The organism is Duganella sp. CY15W, assembly GCF_009857555.1.
GTDB lineage: Bacteria > Pseudomonadota > Gammaproteobacteria > Burkholderiales > Burkholderiaceae_D > Rugamonas > Rugamonas sacchari.
On sequence record NZ_WWCQ01000006.1, the window covers coordinates 60,784 to 77,413 of the forward strand.

At 63.1% G+C, this 16,630-nt stretch carries 11 protein-coding genes and 1 tRNA gene; 5 read left to right on the forward strand and 7 right to left on the reverse strand.

Features of this window, described 5'->3' with window-relative positions; translation table 11 throughout:
• The first annotated feature begins 38 nt into the window (after window positions 1-38).
• A complete protein-coding gene (locus tag GTP58_RS25010; protein ID WP_161079786.1) occupies window positions 39-830 on the forward strand; it encodes a transporter in 792 nt (263 codons plus the stop codon).
• Here GTP58_RS25010 and GTP58_RS31750 read toward each other — a convergent pair.
• Window positions 827-2,482, reverse strand: a complete 1,656-nt coding sequence (locus GTP58_RS31750) for a methyl-accepting chemotaxis protein (RefSeq protein ID WP_161079787.1) — start codon at window positions 2,480-2,482, stop codon at window positions 827-829. The genes GTP58_RS25010 and GTP58_RS31750 overlap by 4 nt on opposite strands.
• Before the next feature lie 355 nt (window positions 2,483-2,837).
• A complete protein-coding gene (locus tag GTP58_RS25020; protein WP_161079788.1) occupies window positions 2,838-3,434 on the reverse strand; it encodes a YigZ family protein in 597 nt (198 codons plus the stop codon).
• A gap of 91 nt (window positions 3,435-3,525) precedes the next feature.
• Here GTP58_RS25020 and GTP58_RS25025 point away from each other — a divergent pair, with 91 nt between their 5' ends.
• Window positions 3,526-5,508, forward strand: a complete 1,983-nt coding sequence (locus GTP58_RS25025) for a helicase-related protein (protein WP_161079789.1) — start codon at window positions 3,526-3,528, stop codon at window positions 5,506-5,508.
• A gap of 41 nt (window positions 5,509-5,549) precedes the next feature.
• Here GTP58_RS25025 and GTP58_RS25030 read toward each other — a convergent pair.
• A tRNA-Lys gene (locus GTP58_RS25030) sits at window positions 5,550-5,625 on the reverse strand.
• 169 nt (window positions 5,626-5,794) lie between these two features.
• On the opposite strand from GTP58_RS25030, the gene GTP58_RS25035 reads away from it, so the two are divergent.
• Window positions 5,795-6,958, forward strand: coding sequence for an acyltransferase (locus tag GTP58_RS25035; protein WP_161079790.1), 1,164 nt, complete (start codon window positions 5,795-5,797; stop codon window positions 6,956-6,958).
• Window positions 6,959-6,998: 40 nt separating this feature from the next.
• Window positions 6,999-7,220, forward strand: coding sequence for a hypothetical protein (locus tag GTP58_RS25040; RefSeq protein ID WP_072790402.1), 222 nt, complete (start codon window positions 6,999-7,001; stop codon window positions 7,218-7,220).
• Window positions 7,221-7,270: 50 nt separating this feature from the next.
• Here GTP58_RS25040 and GTP58_RS25045 read toward each other — a convergent pair whose 3' ends face one another.
• Entirely contained in the window at window positions 7,271-13,411 is a 6,141-nt protein-coding gene (locus tag GTP58_RS25045) for an Ig-like domain-containing protein (RefSeq protein WP_161079791.1), read from the reverse strand.
• Between the two features lie 56 nt (window positions 13,412-13,467).
• Window positions 13,468-14,295, reverse strand: a complete 828-nt coding sequence (locus GTP58_RS25050; protein WP_161079792.1) for a phage tail protein — start codon at window positions 14,293-14,295, stop codon at window positions 13,468-13,470.
• Window positions 14,296-14,618: 323 nt separating this feature from the next.
• On the opposite strand from GTP58_RS25050, the gene GTP58_RS25055 reads away from it, so the two are divergent.
• Window positions 14,619-15,347 carry a DUF6683 family protein gene (locus GTP58_RS25055; RefSeq protein WP_229215746.1) on the forward strand — a complete coding sequence of 243 codons (729 nt, stop codon included), beginning with the start codon at window positions 14,619-14,621 and terminating at the stop codon, window positions 15,345-15,347.
• Window positions 15,348-15,351: 4 nt separating this feature from the next.
• Here GTP58_RS25055 and GTP58_RS25060 read toward each other — a convergent pair whose 3' ends face one another.
• The gene (locus tag GTP58_RS25060; protein ID WP_161079793.1) at window positions 15,352-15,966 is read right to left on the reverse strand and encodes a hypothetical protein; all 615 of its coding nucleotides are present in this window, start codon (window positions 15,964-15,966) and stop codon (window positions 15,352-15,354) included.
• A gap of 153 nt (window positions 15,967-16,119) precedes the next feature.
• A complete protein-coding gene (locus GTP58_RS25065) occupies window positions 16,120-16,626 on the reverse strand; it encodes a hypothetical protein (RefSeq protein WP_161079794.1) in 507 nt (168 codons plus the stop codon).
• Window positions 16,627-16,630 lie beyond the last annotated feature (4 nt).

Below are 16,630 nucleotides of genomic sequence, written 5' to 3' on the forward strand. Positions count from 1 at the left end.
TAGGGTAATGTCCACAGTTCGTTGATTGTGGAGGTCACATGCGTGTGCTGAAGATGGCAGCTTTACTGCTGGTTCTGCCCACACTGGCCCAGGCGGCCGATGAAAAAGATCAGATCGTGACGGACCGGCCGGACTTTGTCGAATCCAGCAACGTCGTCGGCAAGGGCCGCTTTCAGCTCGAAACCAGCGTTGCGCTGGAACGCGACCAGACCAATGGCATCCGGCAGCGCACCTACTCGACGCCGACCTTGCTGCGCTTCGGCATCAGCGACACCATGGAAGCGCGCATCGAAACCGATGGCCGCATGCGCAGCGTGACCGATGACTTGCAGAGCGGCAGCCGGCAGACGCAGAACGGCTATGCCGATGTCTCGCTGGGCGTGAAATGGCATGTCGCGGATGCGCAAGGCGCGCGGCCGTCCATGGCGGTACTCGGGCATGTGGATCTGGATAGCGGCTCCGGTCCGTTCCGCGCCGCCGGCAAAGGCGGTTCGCTGCGCCTGGCGGCCGAGTGGGAACTCCCCGATGACTTCGGCCTGGGCGTAATGCCGGGCCTGGCCTGGCAGCACAACGACAATGGCGAACGCTACACCAGCGGCATCTTCGGCATCGTGCTGGGCAAGGAATGGAGCGAGCGCTGCCGCACTTTTGTGGAGTACTCGGCGCCACGCATCGCGCGCGGCCGCGATGGCGGCTCGCTCACCACAGTTGATATCGGCGGCTCCTACCTGCTGACCGACATGGTGCAGGTGGATACGGCGCTGTCGCGCGGCTTGAACCGCAACACGCCCGACTGGAGCTGGACCGTCGGGCTGTCGATCAAGTTTTAAGCGGCGCGGCGGCCACTGGCGTGCGAGGCGGCGAGGGCAAGCTGCGGCTTGCGCTGGCCCATGCCGATTGCGCTCACCCCGGTTTGACGGCGCTGGTCCGCCGACAGCTTGAACACACCGACCAGTTCCACCAGATGATGGGCCTGGTCCTGCTGCGCTTCCGCCGCAGCGGCAGCTTCTTCGACCAGCGCGGCGTTCTGCTGCGTTACCGTGTCCATCTCGGTGATGGCGTGGTTGATCTGTTCGATGCCCGCTTCCTGCTCGTGGCTGGCAATGCTGATCTCGCTCATGATGTCGGTCACGGATTTGACGGCGGCCACGATCTTTTCCATGGTGGCGCCAGCGGTGCCGACCAGCTCGGTGCCTACGCCGACCTTGCTGACTGAATCATCGATCAGCGACTTGATCTGCTTGGCTGCTTCGCTGGAACGCTGCGCCAGCGTCCGCACTTCCGACGCCACCACGGCAAAGCCGCGCCCCTGTTCGCCCGCGCGTGCGGCTTCCACCGCCGCATTCAGCGCCAGGATATTGGTCTGGAACGCGATGCCATCGATGACGCTGATGATGTCAACGATCTTTCTGGCCGACGCATTGATCCCATCCATGGTCTGCACCACGTTGGCCACTACCGCGCCGCCTTCCACCGCGATCTGCGATGCCGATTGCGCCAGCGTGTTGGCCTGGCGCGCGTTTTCGGTGTTTTGCTTGACGGTGGCGGTCAGCTCTTCCATCGACGAGGCGGTTTCTTCCAGCGAGCCGGCTTGCTGCTCGGTGCGCGACGACAGGTCCATATTGCCGGAAGCGATTTCTGTTGCAGCGGTGACAATGGAGTCGGCGCCGCTGCGCACCTGGCCGACGATGTCTGCCAGGCTGTCGCGCATGTTTTGAATCGCAAACAGCAGGCTGCGCTTATCGCCGTCGCGCAGTGCGATCGGTACGGACAGGTCGCCGCCGGCAATCTGCTGGGCGATATCCGCCACCTCGCCAGGTTCGCCGCCGAGCTGGCGCAGCAGCTGGCGCGAAATCAGCCAGGCCACGGCTGCGCCGGTGACCAGCGACATCAGGCCCAAGCCCAACGCCAGGCTGCGCGATTGCTTGTAAGTATCTTCAGCCTTGGCGCGCGCGAGTTCCATGGCGGCGCTTTGGTGGGCAATCAGCGTGTCGATCGCGGCCATATAGGCGGTTTGCTGCTCACGCATGGTGCCCAGCATTAACTCGACTGCACCGTCGATATCGTTATTGAGACGCAAACGCAGTACCTGGGCCAACGTCGCTTCGTAGGGTTTGCGCGCGGCCTGCATGGCGCTGAATAGCGCGCGGCCTTTGTCGGATTTAACCAAACTATCCAGTTTGGCCATGGATTCATCGGCATCCTTGAGCTTGGCGGTGATTACTGCAATTTCTTTTTCCGCCCGGGATTCGTCATGAATCAGCAGGGCATTGCGCACCGAGCGGGCAATTTGATTGCTGTGATTCATGACGGCTTGGGCGTGTAATACCTTGGGATAAGTCTCCGTGACGATATCGTCCGTGTTTTCATTGAGTTGATGTTGGCTGTAAATACTCAGGGCAAGCGTAATCGCCAGCATAAGCAATACAGCGCCAAAGCCCAGACCCAGCCGGGCGGCTACCTTCAGATTAGTGAATTTCATCGTGATATTCCGGTGATCGGGAAGATGACTCGCGTTCCGGCGGAACGTTGGCGGGAATAAGGCCAGTGAGGAAATAATGGCCAATCGCGGGTGTTGGGCGATTAGCGATAGTTGATTTAAGGCAATATACACCTATTGTTCTTATATGGCAATTAAAATAAGTTTTAGGACGCCAGGCATTTTGATTATTTAATTAGGGTAGTTATTGGTTCGCTGCGCCCTGCAAGCGCCTGAAACCCCGTGGCACGCTATGGAGTTTGCGGCGTGTAGCCCCTCATGCATGCTAAAAATTGGCATAAATACGCCAAAAATCAGCTTGTGAAGGGCGGCCGACGGGAATGTCGGCCAGGACGGTTTATTCGTCTTCGGGAGTTATCCAGCTGATGCGGCCATGGCCAGCTTCATTCAGGCGGATAATGAATGCATCGGCGATGGTATCTGGCAGGCTGAATTCAAACTGGACGTCGCTGGCATGCTGGACATTAATCAGCACAGCATCGGCGATTTCAATTTCACGGCGTACCAGGCCTTCCATGGCATAAGGTACGGTGCAAATCAAACAACGCTGTTTGATAATGGCGATTTTCTCGGCTTGTAATAATGCCTGGGCGACGCTGTCGGTATAAGCGCGCACCAGTCCGCCAGCGCCCAATTTAACACCGCCAAAATAACGCACGACGGTCGCTAATACCCCTTCCAGATCCTGGTGACGTAAAACATCGAGCATGGGACGGCCTGCAGTGCCGCTAGGCTCACCATCATCCACTGCGGCAGATTGGCCGCCGGCTAATAATGCCCAGCATACGTGAGCCGCACCCGGATGTTGTTGCCATAATTCGGCAACGATTTTCTGCGCGCTGGCGCGATCCGCCATGGGTTGAACGCAGGCGATAAAGCGGCTTTTTTTAATGAGCAGTTCATGGTGAACGGCCGTATATATGGTTTGAGGCATGGGGCGATATGGTGCCAGAAAATACCTGGGAAGACGAGGGCGCAGGCTGGCACGGTATAATCCGGGGCCAGTCTTTACCGAGTATACCGTCATGACCCACCCATCCTCCGCGCCGAAAATTACCGCCCTTGAGGGCGATCCAGCAGAGGATGATGAGCTGATCCGTCAGCTCGGACTGGCGGACAAAGGCATTTCGCTGTCCCGGATGGAGGGCCGCGTTTTCCTGCGCATCACTGGCGAAGTCAGCTACGGTGGCCGCCGCATCGCCTACGATCTGGTGCCGACGCAAGGCGTGCTGGCCAAGCCGTCCAAGTGGCGGAAAATGGATGCCGAGGCGCGCGGCGCATTGCTGCGCGAACGGGCCAGCGACGAGGTCATCGACGCCCTGCACGCGGACACCGCCACCTTCGTCCAGGAGCTGGTTGAGGCCTGCGATGACTGTGATATGGACGCCGAGCCTTTCCTGCAGGCGCTCAGCGATATGCAAATTTCCGAGCCGGCCGGCATGGTGTTCGACCGCATCCGCATGCGTCTGGAGCACGCGGTCGAGCGCGACATGGAGGAGCAGCACGCCGAGCGCACGCGCCAGAGCATCAATCTGGCGGAATATCCCGCCTCGTTTGACGTCGCGCGCCGCATGAAGCGCAAGCTGATTGCCGTGCTGGGGCCGACCAATTCCGGCAAGACCCACCAGGCCATGGAAGCCCTGGGCAAGGCGCCGAGCGGCGTTTACCTGGCGCCGCTGCGCTTGCTGGCGCTGGAGAACTATGAGCGCTTGCAGGAAATGCAACAGCATGGCAAGCCCTTGAAAGTCAGTCTGGTCACGGGCGAGGAGCGCCGGCTCATGCCCGGCGCCACCCACGTCGCCAGCACCGTGGAGATGCTGGATACCCAGACGCCGGTCGATGTGGCGGTGATCGACGAGATCCAGATGTTAGCTGACCGTGATCGCGGCGCCGCCTGGACGGCCGCCGTTTGCGGGGCGCCGGCCAGGGTGGTCTACCTGGTGGGTGCGCCGGAAGCGCGGCGCGCCATCGAGGTGCTGGCTGCGCGCCTGGAGTGCGAACTGGAAGTCCACCTGCTCAAGCGCAAGGGACCGTTGACCGTCGAACCGGCCGCTGTGCGCAAGCTCAGCAGTCTGCGCCGCGGCGACGCGGTGATCTGCTTCTCGCGCCGCGAAGTTCTGATGTGGCGTGATATGGTGACCGAGATGGGCCTGTCGGTGGCCACCGTGTATGGCAATCTGTCGCCCGAGGTGCGGCGCGCGCAGGCCCAGCGTTTCCGTGACGGCGCGGCCGACGTGGTGGTCGGCACGGACGCCATCGCCATGGGCCTGAACATGCCGATCGCGCGCGTGGTGATGACCACCACCGTCAAATACAACGGCTACGAAGAGGAAGAGATCCCAGCCGCGCTGGCGCGCCAGATTGCCGGCCGGGCAGGGCGCTTTGGCGTGCATGAGGAAGGCCTGGTGGCGGGCTACGACAACGAGACGCACAATGTGATGCGCTCGCTGTTGCGCGAAAAGCCGGTGCCGCTGAAAACCACCGGCTTTGCCGTGGCGCCGACGCTGGAGCATCTGCACCGTATTTCCTCGGTCACGCACGAGCATGCGCTGGCCAAGCTGCTCAAGCGCTTTGTGCACAATATCGATGTGCCGGATGGTTTCTTCTATCCGCGCATTACCGAAGACCAGTTCGAGCGCGCGGCCTGGCTGGATACGCTGGAACTGACGGTGGCGGAAAAGTTCGCGCTGTCGCTGGTGCCGATATCATCCAAGGTGCCGTCGCTGCAGCACGCGTGGGAGAACTGGGCCAGGTCGCTGGCGCAGAAGAAGATCACGCCCCTGAAGTCGGGCGAGACGCCGCTGCACTATATGAATTTGCAGGAAGTGGAAGATGCCTGCCGCCTGTACTCGGCATATGCATGGCTGGCCTACCGCCAGCCTGAACATTTCCCGGACACCGAACTGGCGCAGCGCCTGTCGCGCGAGGCGTCGGAGCGCGTGGATGCGATCTTGCAGGATCAGAATTCGGCAGCACGCAAACGCCAGCCGCGCAAATTCCGGCGCTGAAAACAAAAAAGCCATCCGAAGATGGTTTTTTTCTTGAATCTTGGTAGGCCGTGCGGGATTCGAACCTGCGACCAACGGATTAAAAGTCCGCTGCTCTACCAGCTGAGCTAACGACCCAAGGGGCAGAATTATACGATCCCGTTTTGGAAAGTACAAGGGGCCCGATGGGCGTGGGCATGAAAAAAATTCATCAGCGCGCCACTAAACAAGCAACCTCAGCTATCATATCGCCCTGCCATTAAAAGCAGCAATTTGCTGTACATAAGTTGCTTAGCAAGGAATATTAATGAAAGTAGTTGAGGGAATTGCCCAGGGCACGCGCAAGCCGCTGCCGGCGCAATTCGGACTGATTAATCTGTTGAAGGCGGGTGCGGCGCAGTTCATCGTCTGGCACCATCTGGCGTTCTACGGCCCGATGGCGGACCACGCACGCATCATCGCTCCTGCCGTGATCGACTGGCTGAGCAGCAGTGCGCGCATTGCCGTGCAAGTGTTCCTGGTGATCGGCGGCTTCCTCGCGGCCAAATCGCTGGCGCCCGGCGCGGAGGCGGGCTATGCCCAGCCGCTGCGCGCCATCTGGCGCCGCTACGTCAAGCTGGCGCCGCCATTTTTTGTGGCCACGCTGATTGCCGCCGCCGCCTCGCTGCAGGCCGGCGCATGGATGACGCATGACTCCATTTCGGCGCCTGCCACGCTGAGCCAGCTGAGTGCCCATGCCTTGCTGCTGCATGGCGTACTGGGCTATGCCTCGCTGTCGGCCGGCGCCTGGTATGTGGCGATTGACTTCCAGCTGTATGCCGTGCTGGTGATGCTGCTGTGGTTTGCCGGCATCGCCGAAGGCAAGCGCCCCATGAAATGGCTGATGCCGCTGACGGTGGCGGCCGGCATCACGCTGTCGCTGCTGCACTTTAATCTGGATGCGGAATGGGATAACTGGGCGCCGTATTTCTTCGGCAGCTATGGCCTGGGCATGATGGCCTGGTGGGCCAGCGATCCGCGCCGCAAGCCGGGCGCCGCCATGCTGTTGCTGGCCATGGCGCTGTTGCCGGCGCTGATCGGCCTGACGCTGGAATTCCGTAGCCGTATCGCGCTGGCGGCCGTGGTGGCCTGCGTGCTGTTCCTGTTTGGCCGCGTCAAGACCACTTCGGATGGCCGTGCCTGGTCGGCGGTGCATCATATGGGCAAGATTTCGTATTCGGTATTTTTGATTCACTTCCCCGTCTGCCTGCTGGTGAACGCCGCGTTCACGCACTTTGCGCCAGTGGAACCGGCCTGGCAGGGACTGGGCATGCTGACGGCCTGGGCCTCCAGCCTGCTGGCCGGGGAGGCGTTCCACCGCTGGGTCGAAGAGCCGCTGGGCCGCCTCATCCAGCACGTCACCGACCAGCTTGTCGTTCAGGATGTGCATATGCCGGCGCAGGTACGGACCAGCGGTGTGTCGCTGCGATAATTTATAATGCGCCTCTTATACGATTTGAGAGGACGGTCCCATGACCTACGAAGAATATCTGGACGAAGTCACGACGCTGATCTTCGAGAAATATGGCCTGCCCGAGGCCGCCGCCGTCAAGCTGGTGGTGGCCGCGCAGGACAAGGAATTCTTTGTCAAACACGACAAGGATAAACAGTTGCGCAATATCGATCAGGCGCACAAGGACGCCCAGGCCATCTATGCGGCGGCCCACGGCGACAAGCCGAAAGCTCCACGCTAAGTCAGCCCTGCGCGGGCGGTACCGGCACCGCCGCGCAGTCGTCGTTAACACTACACCAGGAAATCCCAGCCGGTCACCGCGATCTGATGCTGGACGATTTCCTGCGAGTGCATGAAGCCGTCTGCGATGGTTTCCAGTGACACACCGTTATTCCACACGCGCTGCCAGGCCGCCAGGCCGGCGGCGTCGCTGTGGCGGCCGAGAATGGCCTGGTAAAGCAGTTCAAGGTCGTGCGCGCTGTCGCCATTGAAGACCGTGCCGTTGCGCTGCTGCCCCTCCTGCGACGTCATGATGCCAAGCGCCACCTGTCCCAGCGTGGCGCCAGCCTGCATGGCGTTGGCCCAGGACTCGATCCCCAGATAATCCGCCTGACGCCCCAGGACGTCCTTGTACAGGCCGGCAACGGCCGTCAGCGCGTCGTCGTGTCCGACCGTCAGCGTGGTGTCGGAAAACTGCAGGCGTTCAACGTTGATGAGCACGGCCTGCTGCTGGGGCTGGCTTTTGGAACTCACGGTCAGATAGGCGTGATGCTGGACCAGCACATAGTCCGTGCTGGCGCCGCTGAACTGGGCGGTATCGGTGTCCAGGCCGCCATGCAGGATGCTGCTGGTGGCGGCCGTGCCCGCATGCAGGGCGCCGCCGCTTTGCGCTGCCGCTGCGGCCGTTGGCGTTGAAAACCGCAGCAGGTCGCTGCCGCCGCCGGCAAACACCGAACTGCTGTTGCTGGCGGCCACCGTGAACTGCTGACTGGCCTGGTCGCCGGTCAGAATCTGGCCGTTGGTGTTGCCGCTCACGTTGGCCGCGCCGATGATGGCGGCGAAATTCACCGTGTTGAGCTGCAGCGTGTTGCCGGTGCCAATGTGGGAGGCGTCGATCACCAGCGCCGTGTGCTGCTGGTCGCTGCTGGCGCCGGTCAGCGTCAGCATGGCGCCGGTCACGCCTGCGCCGCTGCTGGGGACGATGGTCTGCACCAGCAGTGGCGCGCTGCTGGCCAGCTGGTTGAGGAAGGTCACGCCATTGCCGGTCAGGTGGCCCTGATCGCTGGCGGGATGGTCGGGCGTGGCGGCCAGGATCGCCTGGATCAGGTGTTCGGTGGAGCTGCCGGCTGGCGCACTGGCGCCGCCGGTGGCAGTCAGCCCCAGGCCCGGCGCCACTTGCGCCATCAGCAGGTTGCTGGCGCCGCTGGTGACCAGCGGAATATCGGCGACATTGGCGCTGCCCGTGGTGTCGCTGCGCGTCGTGCTGACAATCGGGACGACGATCTGCATGCCGCTGCCGCCGCCCGGCAGGCTGACCGGCTGCTGCGTCACCGGCACGCCGTCGATGGTGGTGGCCGGCTGCGTGGGCGGCGCTTCGATGGTCAGGCTCAGGGTGCCTCCGGCGGGCGAGGCATTGCCGGCCACGTCGAACTGTTTGGCGCTCAGATTGTGCGCGCCGACCGACAGTGCGCTGCTGGTAATGCTCCAGTTGCCGGCGCCGTCGGCGGTAGCGGTGCCCAGCACGGTGGTGCCGTTGCTGTCGTAGAGTTTGACGGTGGCGTTGGCCGCCGCCGTCCCGGTCAGCACCGGCGTGGCGATATTGGTGAGGTTGTCGCCCTGCGTGCCGCTGTCGCTGGCTGGCGCCAGGGTAGGCGCGGATGGCGCCGATGGGGCAGCGGTATCGATGAGCAGCGACAGCCCTGCGCTGGCCGTGGAGACGTTGCCCGCGCGGTCAGTCTGCTGCACGGTCAGCGTGTGGGTGCCGTCGCTGAGCGTGCTGGAGACGATGCTCCAGTGACCAGAGCCATCCGCCGTCGCAGTCCCCAGCACGGTGACGCCGTCCGTATCGTACAGCGTGATGGCGGCATTGGCTTCGGCGGTGCCGGTGATGGTGGGCGTGGCGACATTGGTGATGCCGTCGCCGACGATGCCGCCATCGCTGGCGCTGGCCAGCACCGGTGTGGCCGGCGCGGCGGCGCTGGTGTCGATGACGACGGCCAGACCGGTGCCGGCGGTGGAGACATTGCCGGCGGCGTCGGTCTGCTTGACGGTCAGCGTGTGGTTGCCGGTGCTCAGCGTGCTGCTGGTGATGCTCCAGTTGCCGGCGCCATCGGCGGTGGCCGTGCCCAGCAAGGTGGCGCCATCGGTGTCGTACAGATGGACCACGGCATTGGCTTCACCCACGCCGGTGAAGGTTGGCGTGGTGTTGCTGGTGATGGCGTCGGCGTGCGAGATGCCGGTATCGGTGCCCGCCGTCATGGCCAAGGCAGTGGGTGCGGCTGGCGCGCTGTGGTCGAGCGCATAGGTCTGGCCGGAAATGTAGCCGCCGCTGATGGCGACACTGCCGCCGTTCTGAATGCCGGTGCCGCTGCCGTTCAGGTCCAGCCGCAGGTTGCCGTCGCCGCCCAGCGTGTTGACGGTGACCGTGTAAGTAGCGCCGCTGCCGGTGACCGAGGCGATGGTGCCGCTGGCGTTGCCGGTGGAGGTCAGCGTGAAGTCGCTGGCGTCGACGCCGGTCACGCTCTCGCTGAAGGTGACGGTGTAGCTGACCGTGGTGGCGCTGGCGGCCACGCCCGCGCTGGCGCCGCCTGCGCGCACGATGCTGAGCACGGCGGGCGCGTTTTGTACGAGTATGGTTTGCGCGAGGTAGCTGACGTTGCCGGCCGCGTCGGTGGCCGACAGGTAGATGTGGTAAGTCCCCGCCGACAGCGCCGCGCCGCCGACGTTCAGGCTGGTGCCGGAAATGGCAAAGCTGGCGTTGTCCGCATCGTTGGTGCCGTTGCCGGTCACCAGCGCGTAGCTGACCGTCGTGCTGTCGGTGGCGGACAAGGTGGCCAGCGCAGCGCCGGAGGTGGACGTGATCACTGCGGCCGTGGTGCTGCTCAGCGCGACGCTGGCTGGCGCGGCGGTATCGATGGTCACGGCCAGCGCCGAGGTTGCGGCCGACACATTGCCTGCCGCATCGGTGGCCTTGGTGGTCAGGTTGTGCACGCCCGAGGTCAGCGCCGAGCTGGTGATCGACCAGTTGCCGCCCGTCGCGGTGGCCGTGCCAAGCACCGTGGTGCCGTCGCTGTCGTACAGCGTGACCGTGCTGCCGCTTTCCGCTGTGCCGGTGATGGTGGGCGTGGTGTTGCTGGTGATGTTGTCGGTGCTGGAAATGCCGCTGTCGCTGCCGGCTGCGAGGTCGGGCGTGGATGGCGCTGCTGGCGCGGTATGGTCCAGCGTGTAGGTCTGGCCGGCCGTGTAGCCGCTGCCAATGGCCACGCTGGCGCCGCTCTGGATGCCGGTGCCACTGCTTTTCAGGTCCAGGCGCAGGCTGCCGTCGCCGCCCAGGCTGTTGACGGTGACCGTGTAGGTGCTGCCACTGCCGGTGACGGACGCAATCGTACCGGCTGCATTGCCGCTGGCCGTCAGCACGAAGTCGCTGGCGTCAACACCGGTGACGCTTTCGCTGAACGTGACGGTGTAGGTGGCCGAGCTCGCGCTGGCCGCCACGGTTGTGCTGGCGCCGCCGGCGCGCACAATGCTGCTGACGGTCGGCACGCTGAGCACCGTGACCGTCTGTGCCAGATGGCTGACATTGCCCGCGGCATCGGTGGCCGACAGATAAACGTGGTAGCTGCCCGCAGTCAGCGTCGCACCGCCGACGCTGAGCGTGCCGCCGGTCATGGTGAAACTGCCGTTGTCCGCGTCGTTGGTACCGTTGCCGGTCGCCAGTGCGTAGGTGATGGTATTGCTGTCGCTGGCGGATAGCGTGCCGATGCTGGCGCCACTGGTGGCGCTGGTGCTGACGATGCTGGCGCTGCTCAGCGCCAGTGCGCTGGGCGCGCTGGTATCGATGCTCACCGCCAGGGTTGACGACGCGGCCGACACATTGCCCGCCGCATCGGTGGCTTTGGCGCTCAGGTTGTGCGTGCCGGGCGTGAGCGTGCTGGCGGTGATCGACCAGTTGCCGCCGGTGGCCGTGGCGGTGCCCAGCACCGTGCTGCCGTCGCTGTCGTACAGCGTGACGGTGCTGCCGCTCTCCGCCGTGCCGGTGATGGTGGGCGTGGTGTTGTTGGTGAGGTTGTCGGTATTGGAGCTGCCGCTATCGCTGCCAGCTGCCAGGTCCGGCGTGGACGGCGCCGCCGGTGCGGTGGTGTCGATGGTGTAGGCCTGGCTGGCGACGGTGCCGTCATTGCCGGCCACATCGGTCACCTTGAATTTGAGCGTGCTGCTGCCCGTCAGCGACGTGCTCCAGCTGACAGCGGTGCCCGAGACGCTGCTGCTGATGTTGGTCCAGGTGGCGCCATTGTCCTTCGAGGCGTACAGTATGTCGCCGGCGCCCAGGCCGGTGCTGAGCGTGGCGCTGATGGTCTGGGCGGCGGTTTTGGTGATGAAGTCGCTGCTGCTGGCGCCGGTGTCGGCCGACAGGGACAGGCTGCCGATGGTGATGGTGGGTGCCACCGTGTCGATCTGGTAGGCCTGGCTGGCGATGGCGCCGTCGTTGCCCGCCAGGTCGGTCACCTTGAACTTGAGCGTGCTGCTGCCGGACAGCGAAGTGCTCCAGCTGACGGCCGTACCGGACACACTGCTGCTGATGTCGGTCCAGGTGGCGCCGTTGTCTTTGGAGGCATACAGCACGTCGCCGGCGCCCAGGCCGGCACTGAGCGTGGCGCTGATGTTCTGCGCGGCGGTCTGGGTGATGAAGTCGCTGCTGCTGGTGCCGGTATCGGCCGACAGGCTCAGGCCGCTGACGGTGGTGGTGGGCGCCACCGTGTCCAGTGTGTAGCTGTGGCTGTAGGCGCTGGTGCTGCCAAAACTGTTGGTGACGCGGGCCTGGAAGGTGCCGCTGCCGACCAGCGTGGTGGTGGTCGACCAGCTGCTGGAGCCGCTGGCGTAAGTGGTGGCGTTCTGCCAGCTGGCGCCGCCGTCGAACGACACTTCAACCCGTTCGGTGGCGCCCAGGCTCGCGCTCAGGCTGCCGCTGATGGTCTGGGCGGCGGTCTTGGTGACAAAGTCGCTGGTGCTGGAACCGGTATCGGCGGACAGCGCGGCGCTGCTCACCAGCGTCACTGGCGCCGTCGTGATGTTGGTGATGCGGATGGTGTCGAAGTAGGGCGCGTCCTGTTCCGGGCCGAACGTCACCTTGAAGCCGTAGATGCCGCGAAAATCGGTGTTGGCGGACAGGTCGATCCGGTTGTAGGAGTTGGCCAGCAAGCCGCTGAAGGTCACCGCGCTCCCTACCGTGGCGCCGCTGCTGTTGACCGCCTGCACCGTGATCGCGGGCGCGATGTTGTTACGCAGATAGAATTCGTTGAGGTCGAAGCAGTAGCTGCTGGCATTGGCCTTGAACGTGACGTAGTCGACGTCGTCGGCCTGCACGCGGATTGCGCTGCTGTCGCCTTCGCCGGCAGTGCCATAGCCGTTGGTGCCGAAGCCGATGCCACGGATCGCAAACAGGGCGATATTGCTGCTCGACTGCGCCACCACGTCCCAGCCGCTGCTGCCCACATTCGATGCGCTCAGTACATAGGGTGTGGCATAGCCCGCTGACACCTGGCTGTAGTTGTAATTCTGATTGCCTGCAATCTCGGGCGCGTTAAACGTGGTCTCGGTACTGGCCACCGTCAATGTATGTGCGTACTCGGGCCAGGCCAGCGCGGCGCGCATGCCTTGTCCCACGCCCTGTGCATGATCGAGCGTCCAGTTGCCCGCGCCCAGTACGCTGCTGGCCGCCGCCACGGGCACACCCAGCGCCTGCGACAGTGCCGCAACAAAAGCGGCGCCCTGTGCGCCTTCGGCAACCTGGCAGGCATACAGCATCAGGCTGGCGCCCTGGCGCAGCGCCATGCCGAGCGCAGCCAGCATGGCCTGGACTTCCACATCGTTCAGCGCGGCGCTGTCGAGCGTGCGCGCGCCCAGTTGCAGGCGCGCGGGCGCGCCGTGGCAGACCAAGTGCAGAGCATCGTAATCCTGCGCACCGGCAGCCCAGCGCACCAGCTGGGCCAGTCCGTCCTGTTGGCCGTCAAATTCCACGATGGCCATGCCGGGGCGTGCGCCGGCTGCCAGCACGTGGCGGTCTTCGAGTGCCGTGTCGATCAGCAGCGCCTCCTTGCGGCCGGCGTTGGCGGCCGGCGCCGCAGCGCGCACGCAAGCCGCGCCGTCTCCGCTTCCGCCCAGAAATGGCGTGCGTGAGATGAGGTGGAAGAGGGGAAGGTCGCGGTTGCTCATCTTGATTCCCTTAGTGTGACAATGGGACTGCGGGATTGCGGGCTTGCTGCTAATGCTCAGGGGCGGTTGGGGTACAGGCCGGTGACGGCGATGCACGTGCTCATGCCGATCGCTGGCGACTGGGTCGATACCACTGCCGCAGCTGGCGCAGTAGCCTGCGCCACGACCACGGCGCCACCGCTGATCGTGGGCACCTGGATATCGACCGCAGCGGTGGAGGCGTTGCCGGTGATCTGCACCTGCGCCGGCAGGCGTCCTGCATTGGCGGGTGGCGTGGCCGTCGTGTACGGCCCGTTGAAGCTGACCGGATCAGCCGAGGTCGCGCCATTCATGCCCGCCAGGTAGCCGGTCTGATTGGCGCCCAGCGTCACATTGTTGCCGCTGATATTGCCCGTGCCCTGCACTACCTGCAGCGCAGCCGTCACGGCCAGGTTGCCGCTGCTGCCAGGAATGGTCACTTTGGTGGTGGACGGCGTGGCGGAAAATGTCGCTGTGTGGGTGTGGGCGGGCAGCGGTGTTTGCGCGGTGCTCAGCGTGAGCTGCTGCTGCCCGACGCTTTGCCCCATCGTGATGTTGATAGGCAGCCCCGTGCCTTGGCCCTTGCCGATCGTGGTGCGGCCGCGCAGGTCGGGCAGGCCGAAGGTGTTTTGCTTGTCACCACCGTAGCTGAAACCGATCAGACCGAAGAGTGCCGTGTAGTCGCGGATGTTCAGCGTGCGGCCGTCGGCGGGCATATAGCCGGTCGGGCACCAGTCAAAAGAGAAGGTGCAGACGGTGCCGATATACGGCTCCGCATTGCACGCTTGCGCGGCAAACGGCAGCGCACTGAGCAGCAGGGCAGCGCCAGTGGTTTTGAGTCGAGTCATGCGTCGGGATGGTTTCATGCCAGTCTCCTATATGCATTCGTAAGCCGTCCGGAGCGCAGGGATAAGGCGGGCCGGAGGTAGATAGGCTTTTCATAAGCAAGCAACATTTGTTGCTATTGGTTATCAAAGCCATGTCAAATCCTAGCGCACCGCTATAGGGCAAAATCTCTCCGTTTGTCGCTGAACGCCTGGCTGGGCGCAGTTTGATGACCATAAGTTAGCTAGCGCACATAGACTCGTTGTTATGGCGCTACGGATACCGATAGGCTCCCATGATGGAATCGTGCGGCGTGCTGCATGACTTTTTGCTAACCTGAACCGCGTTTTGGGGAGGGATGACAATGAAGCACACGCGATATGGATGGGGGCCGGTACGTATGGTGCTGGCGCTGGTGAGCGCCGCAGCACTACCGGCGCAGGCCCAATGGCTGGGCGCGGACTACGCCACTTACGGAGCGCCGCTCAGCAGCTTCATGCATAGTTCGATTGTCAATAATTCGCTGATGATCCAGGCGGCGGACCCCGCAGCGCAGAAGAAGTCGGGCCAGCGCGAGCCGGCTCCGGCGACCTTGCGCGCCGATGCACCGCCGACCGTGTCGCGCAACGCGGCCGAGCTCGCGCAGCATTTCCCGCCGCAGCACCGTGCCGTGATGAGCAAGGCATTCAGCGACAGCATGGACGTCTGGTATCAGTTGGAGACCAAGCTGCACTTGCCGCGCAACGATGTCGGCGGCGCTCTGGCTGCTTTCCTGGTCGGGAACTACATGGTGATGACGGGGAAGGAAGTGTCTGATGAAGACTTTGCCGTGGTGGTTGAGCAGCTGCGGCGCCAGCCCTCATTGCGCGCGACGCTGGGCGCGCAAAGTCCGTCCGCGTTGCGCAATCTGTACGAACAAAGCGCAATGACCGGCACCTTCATGGCGCTGGCCTGGAAGTCGCAGCAAACCAAGCCGCAACCGCCGGCCCAGCAAGCCCACCTGCGCGATGCGGCGCGTGAAAATCTGCGGACGGTGGGCCTGGACCCTGACCGTTTGCGCATCGACGCGCGCGGCATCCGCATGAGTGAATAGTCCGCTACTCGCGGCGGCTCGCCACCTTCTTCAACACCTCTTGCTGCAAGACCTGGTCCTGCCGATCACAGCGCGCCCGGAGCAGGGCCAGCTCCAGCTGGTGCTGGTCTGAAAACGGATCGCGGATGGTCTGCTTGTGCCAGTCCTCATCAAGCTGAGCGACGCTGTTGGCCTGCGCTTTGGCAGTAATCTCTTGCTGCAAACTCTCCAGGCATTCGTAAGGATCTAATGCGACACCGAAGTTCTTTTCCATGGACAGGCGCAGTTGGCGCACTTCCTCACGCTGCGTTTTGCGGTCATAGAAATAAGAGCCAATGACGGCCGCCGTGGCCAAGGCGCATAGCAGATAGGCCGGCAGGGCTGCCGTACCTTCCTCGCTTCTCGCGTGCAGAAATGCGATGACAGCACAGACCGCACCCCAGACGCGAAGATAGCCGAACAGGACAGAGCGCCACCGCAAGCCGTTCAATTCAAAAGCTTTGCCGCTCTTGGCCTCGACGTAATAACTGGTCTTTGGAAATAACGGCAGATACCAGAAATGACCAAACATGGTTTTGACCGAGACATTCCCCACTTTGTCCGCCGCGCCGTACGTGCGCTTACCCCAGATGAACAGCATATTTCCCCGTTTCGTGTGTTTTCATTTTGGCGGCGGAGTGTAACAGAGCACATCAGGTCGAATTTGCACACATTGTCACAGGGAAACGTTTTTGGTGTTCGCATGAGCGAATGGTGTGGGCCTGGCGCCTACTGAAGGTATAAGCGGCTTTGGTTACGAGCTGATGCCTGTGTAGTCGTAATTTTCGCTTTGTGATGGCTCGGGAAGAGGGCGGCTTTGCAACTGGAACAGGCGGAAGAAAGTGAAAGGTCGGCTAACACCTAATGTGCCTGAGATGATGGGCAGTGCAAATTTTTTTTCAGGGAAGAGCTTGAGCGTCCAGAGCGTGCCACCGAAGAAGCGGAAGCGCACAGTATTCGATTCCGTCAAATCCAGAGCCGAAAATACGCCCGTTGAGTAGATGTAAAACATGCGCGCCGAGTCGACGACCTCAAGATTTTCGTCCAGAACATAAATGTTGAGTGTGTCTTCAAAAGGCACATCGTCGGTCAGGAATAACAGCACATAATCATTCCAGTTCAGCGCGGCTTCAAACACCGCGCCGCCGAGGATCCTTCCAGTCGGCTTCCCTTCGATGATGAGCTCACTGGTCGGCGCCAGCTCGGACGTCGGCGGAGTGATGACCCGAGTAGAGTAGCCGGGAGCATGTGTCAGCTTCATAAAA

Coding starts and splice junctions, on each gene's coding strand:
- GTP58_RS25010 (WP_161079786.1), top strand. CDS start 39: ATGCGTGTGCTGAAGATGGCAGCTTTACTGCTGGTTCTGCCCACACTG.
- GTP58_RS31750 (WP_161079787.1), bottom strand. CDS start 2,482: ATGAAATTCACTAATCTGAAGGTAGCCGCCCGGCTGGGTCTGGGCTTT.
- GTP58_RS25020 (WP_161079788.1), bottom strand. CDS start 3,434: ATGCCTCAAACCATATATACGGCCGTTCACCATGAACTGCTCATTAAA.
- GTP58_RS25025 (WP_161079789.1), top strand. CDS start 3,526: ATGACCCACCCATCCTCCGCGCCGAAAATTACCGCCCTTGAGGGCGAT.
- GTP58_RS25035 (WP_161079790.1), top strand. CDS start 5,795: ATGAAAGTAGTTGAGGGAATTGCCCAGGGCACGCGCAAGCCGCTGCCG.
- GTP58_RS25040 (WP_072790402.1), top strand. CDS start 6,999: ATGACCTACGAAGAATATCTGGACGAAGTCACGACGCTGATCTTCGAG.
- GTP58_RS25045 (WP_161079791.1), bottom strand. CDS start 13,411: ATGAGCAACCGCGACCTTCCCCTCTTCCACCTCATCTCACGCACGCCA.
- GTP58_RS25050 (WP_161079792.1), bottom strand. CDS start 14,295: ATGAAACCATCCCGACGCATGACTCGACTCAAAACCACTGGCGCTGCC.
- GTP58_RS25055 (WP_229215746.1), top strand. CDS start 14,619: ATGAAGCACACGCGATATGGATGGGGGCCGGTACGTATGGTGCTGGCG.
- GTP58_RS25060 (WP_161079793.1), bottom strand. CDS start 15,966: ATGCTGTTCATCTGGGGTAAGCGCACGTACGGCGCGGCGGACAAAGTG.
- GTP58_RS25065 (WP_161079794.1), bottom strand. CDS start 16,626: ATGAAGCTGACACATGCTCCCGGCTACTCTACTCGGGTCATCACTCCG.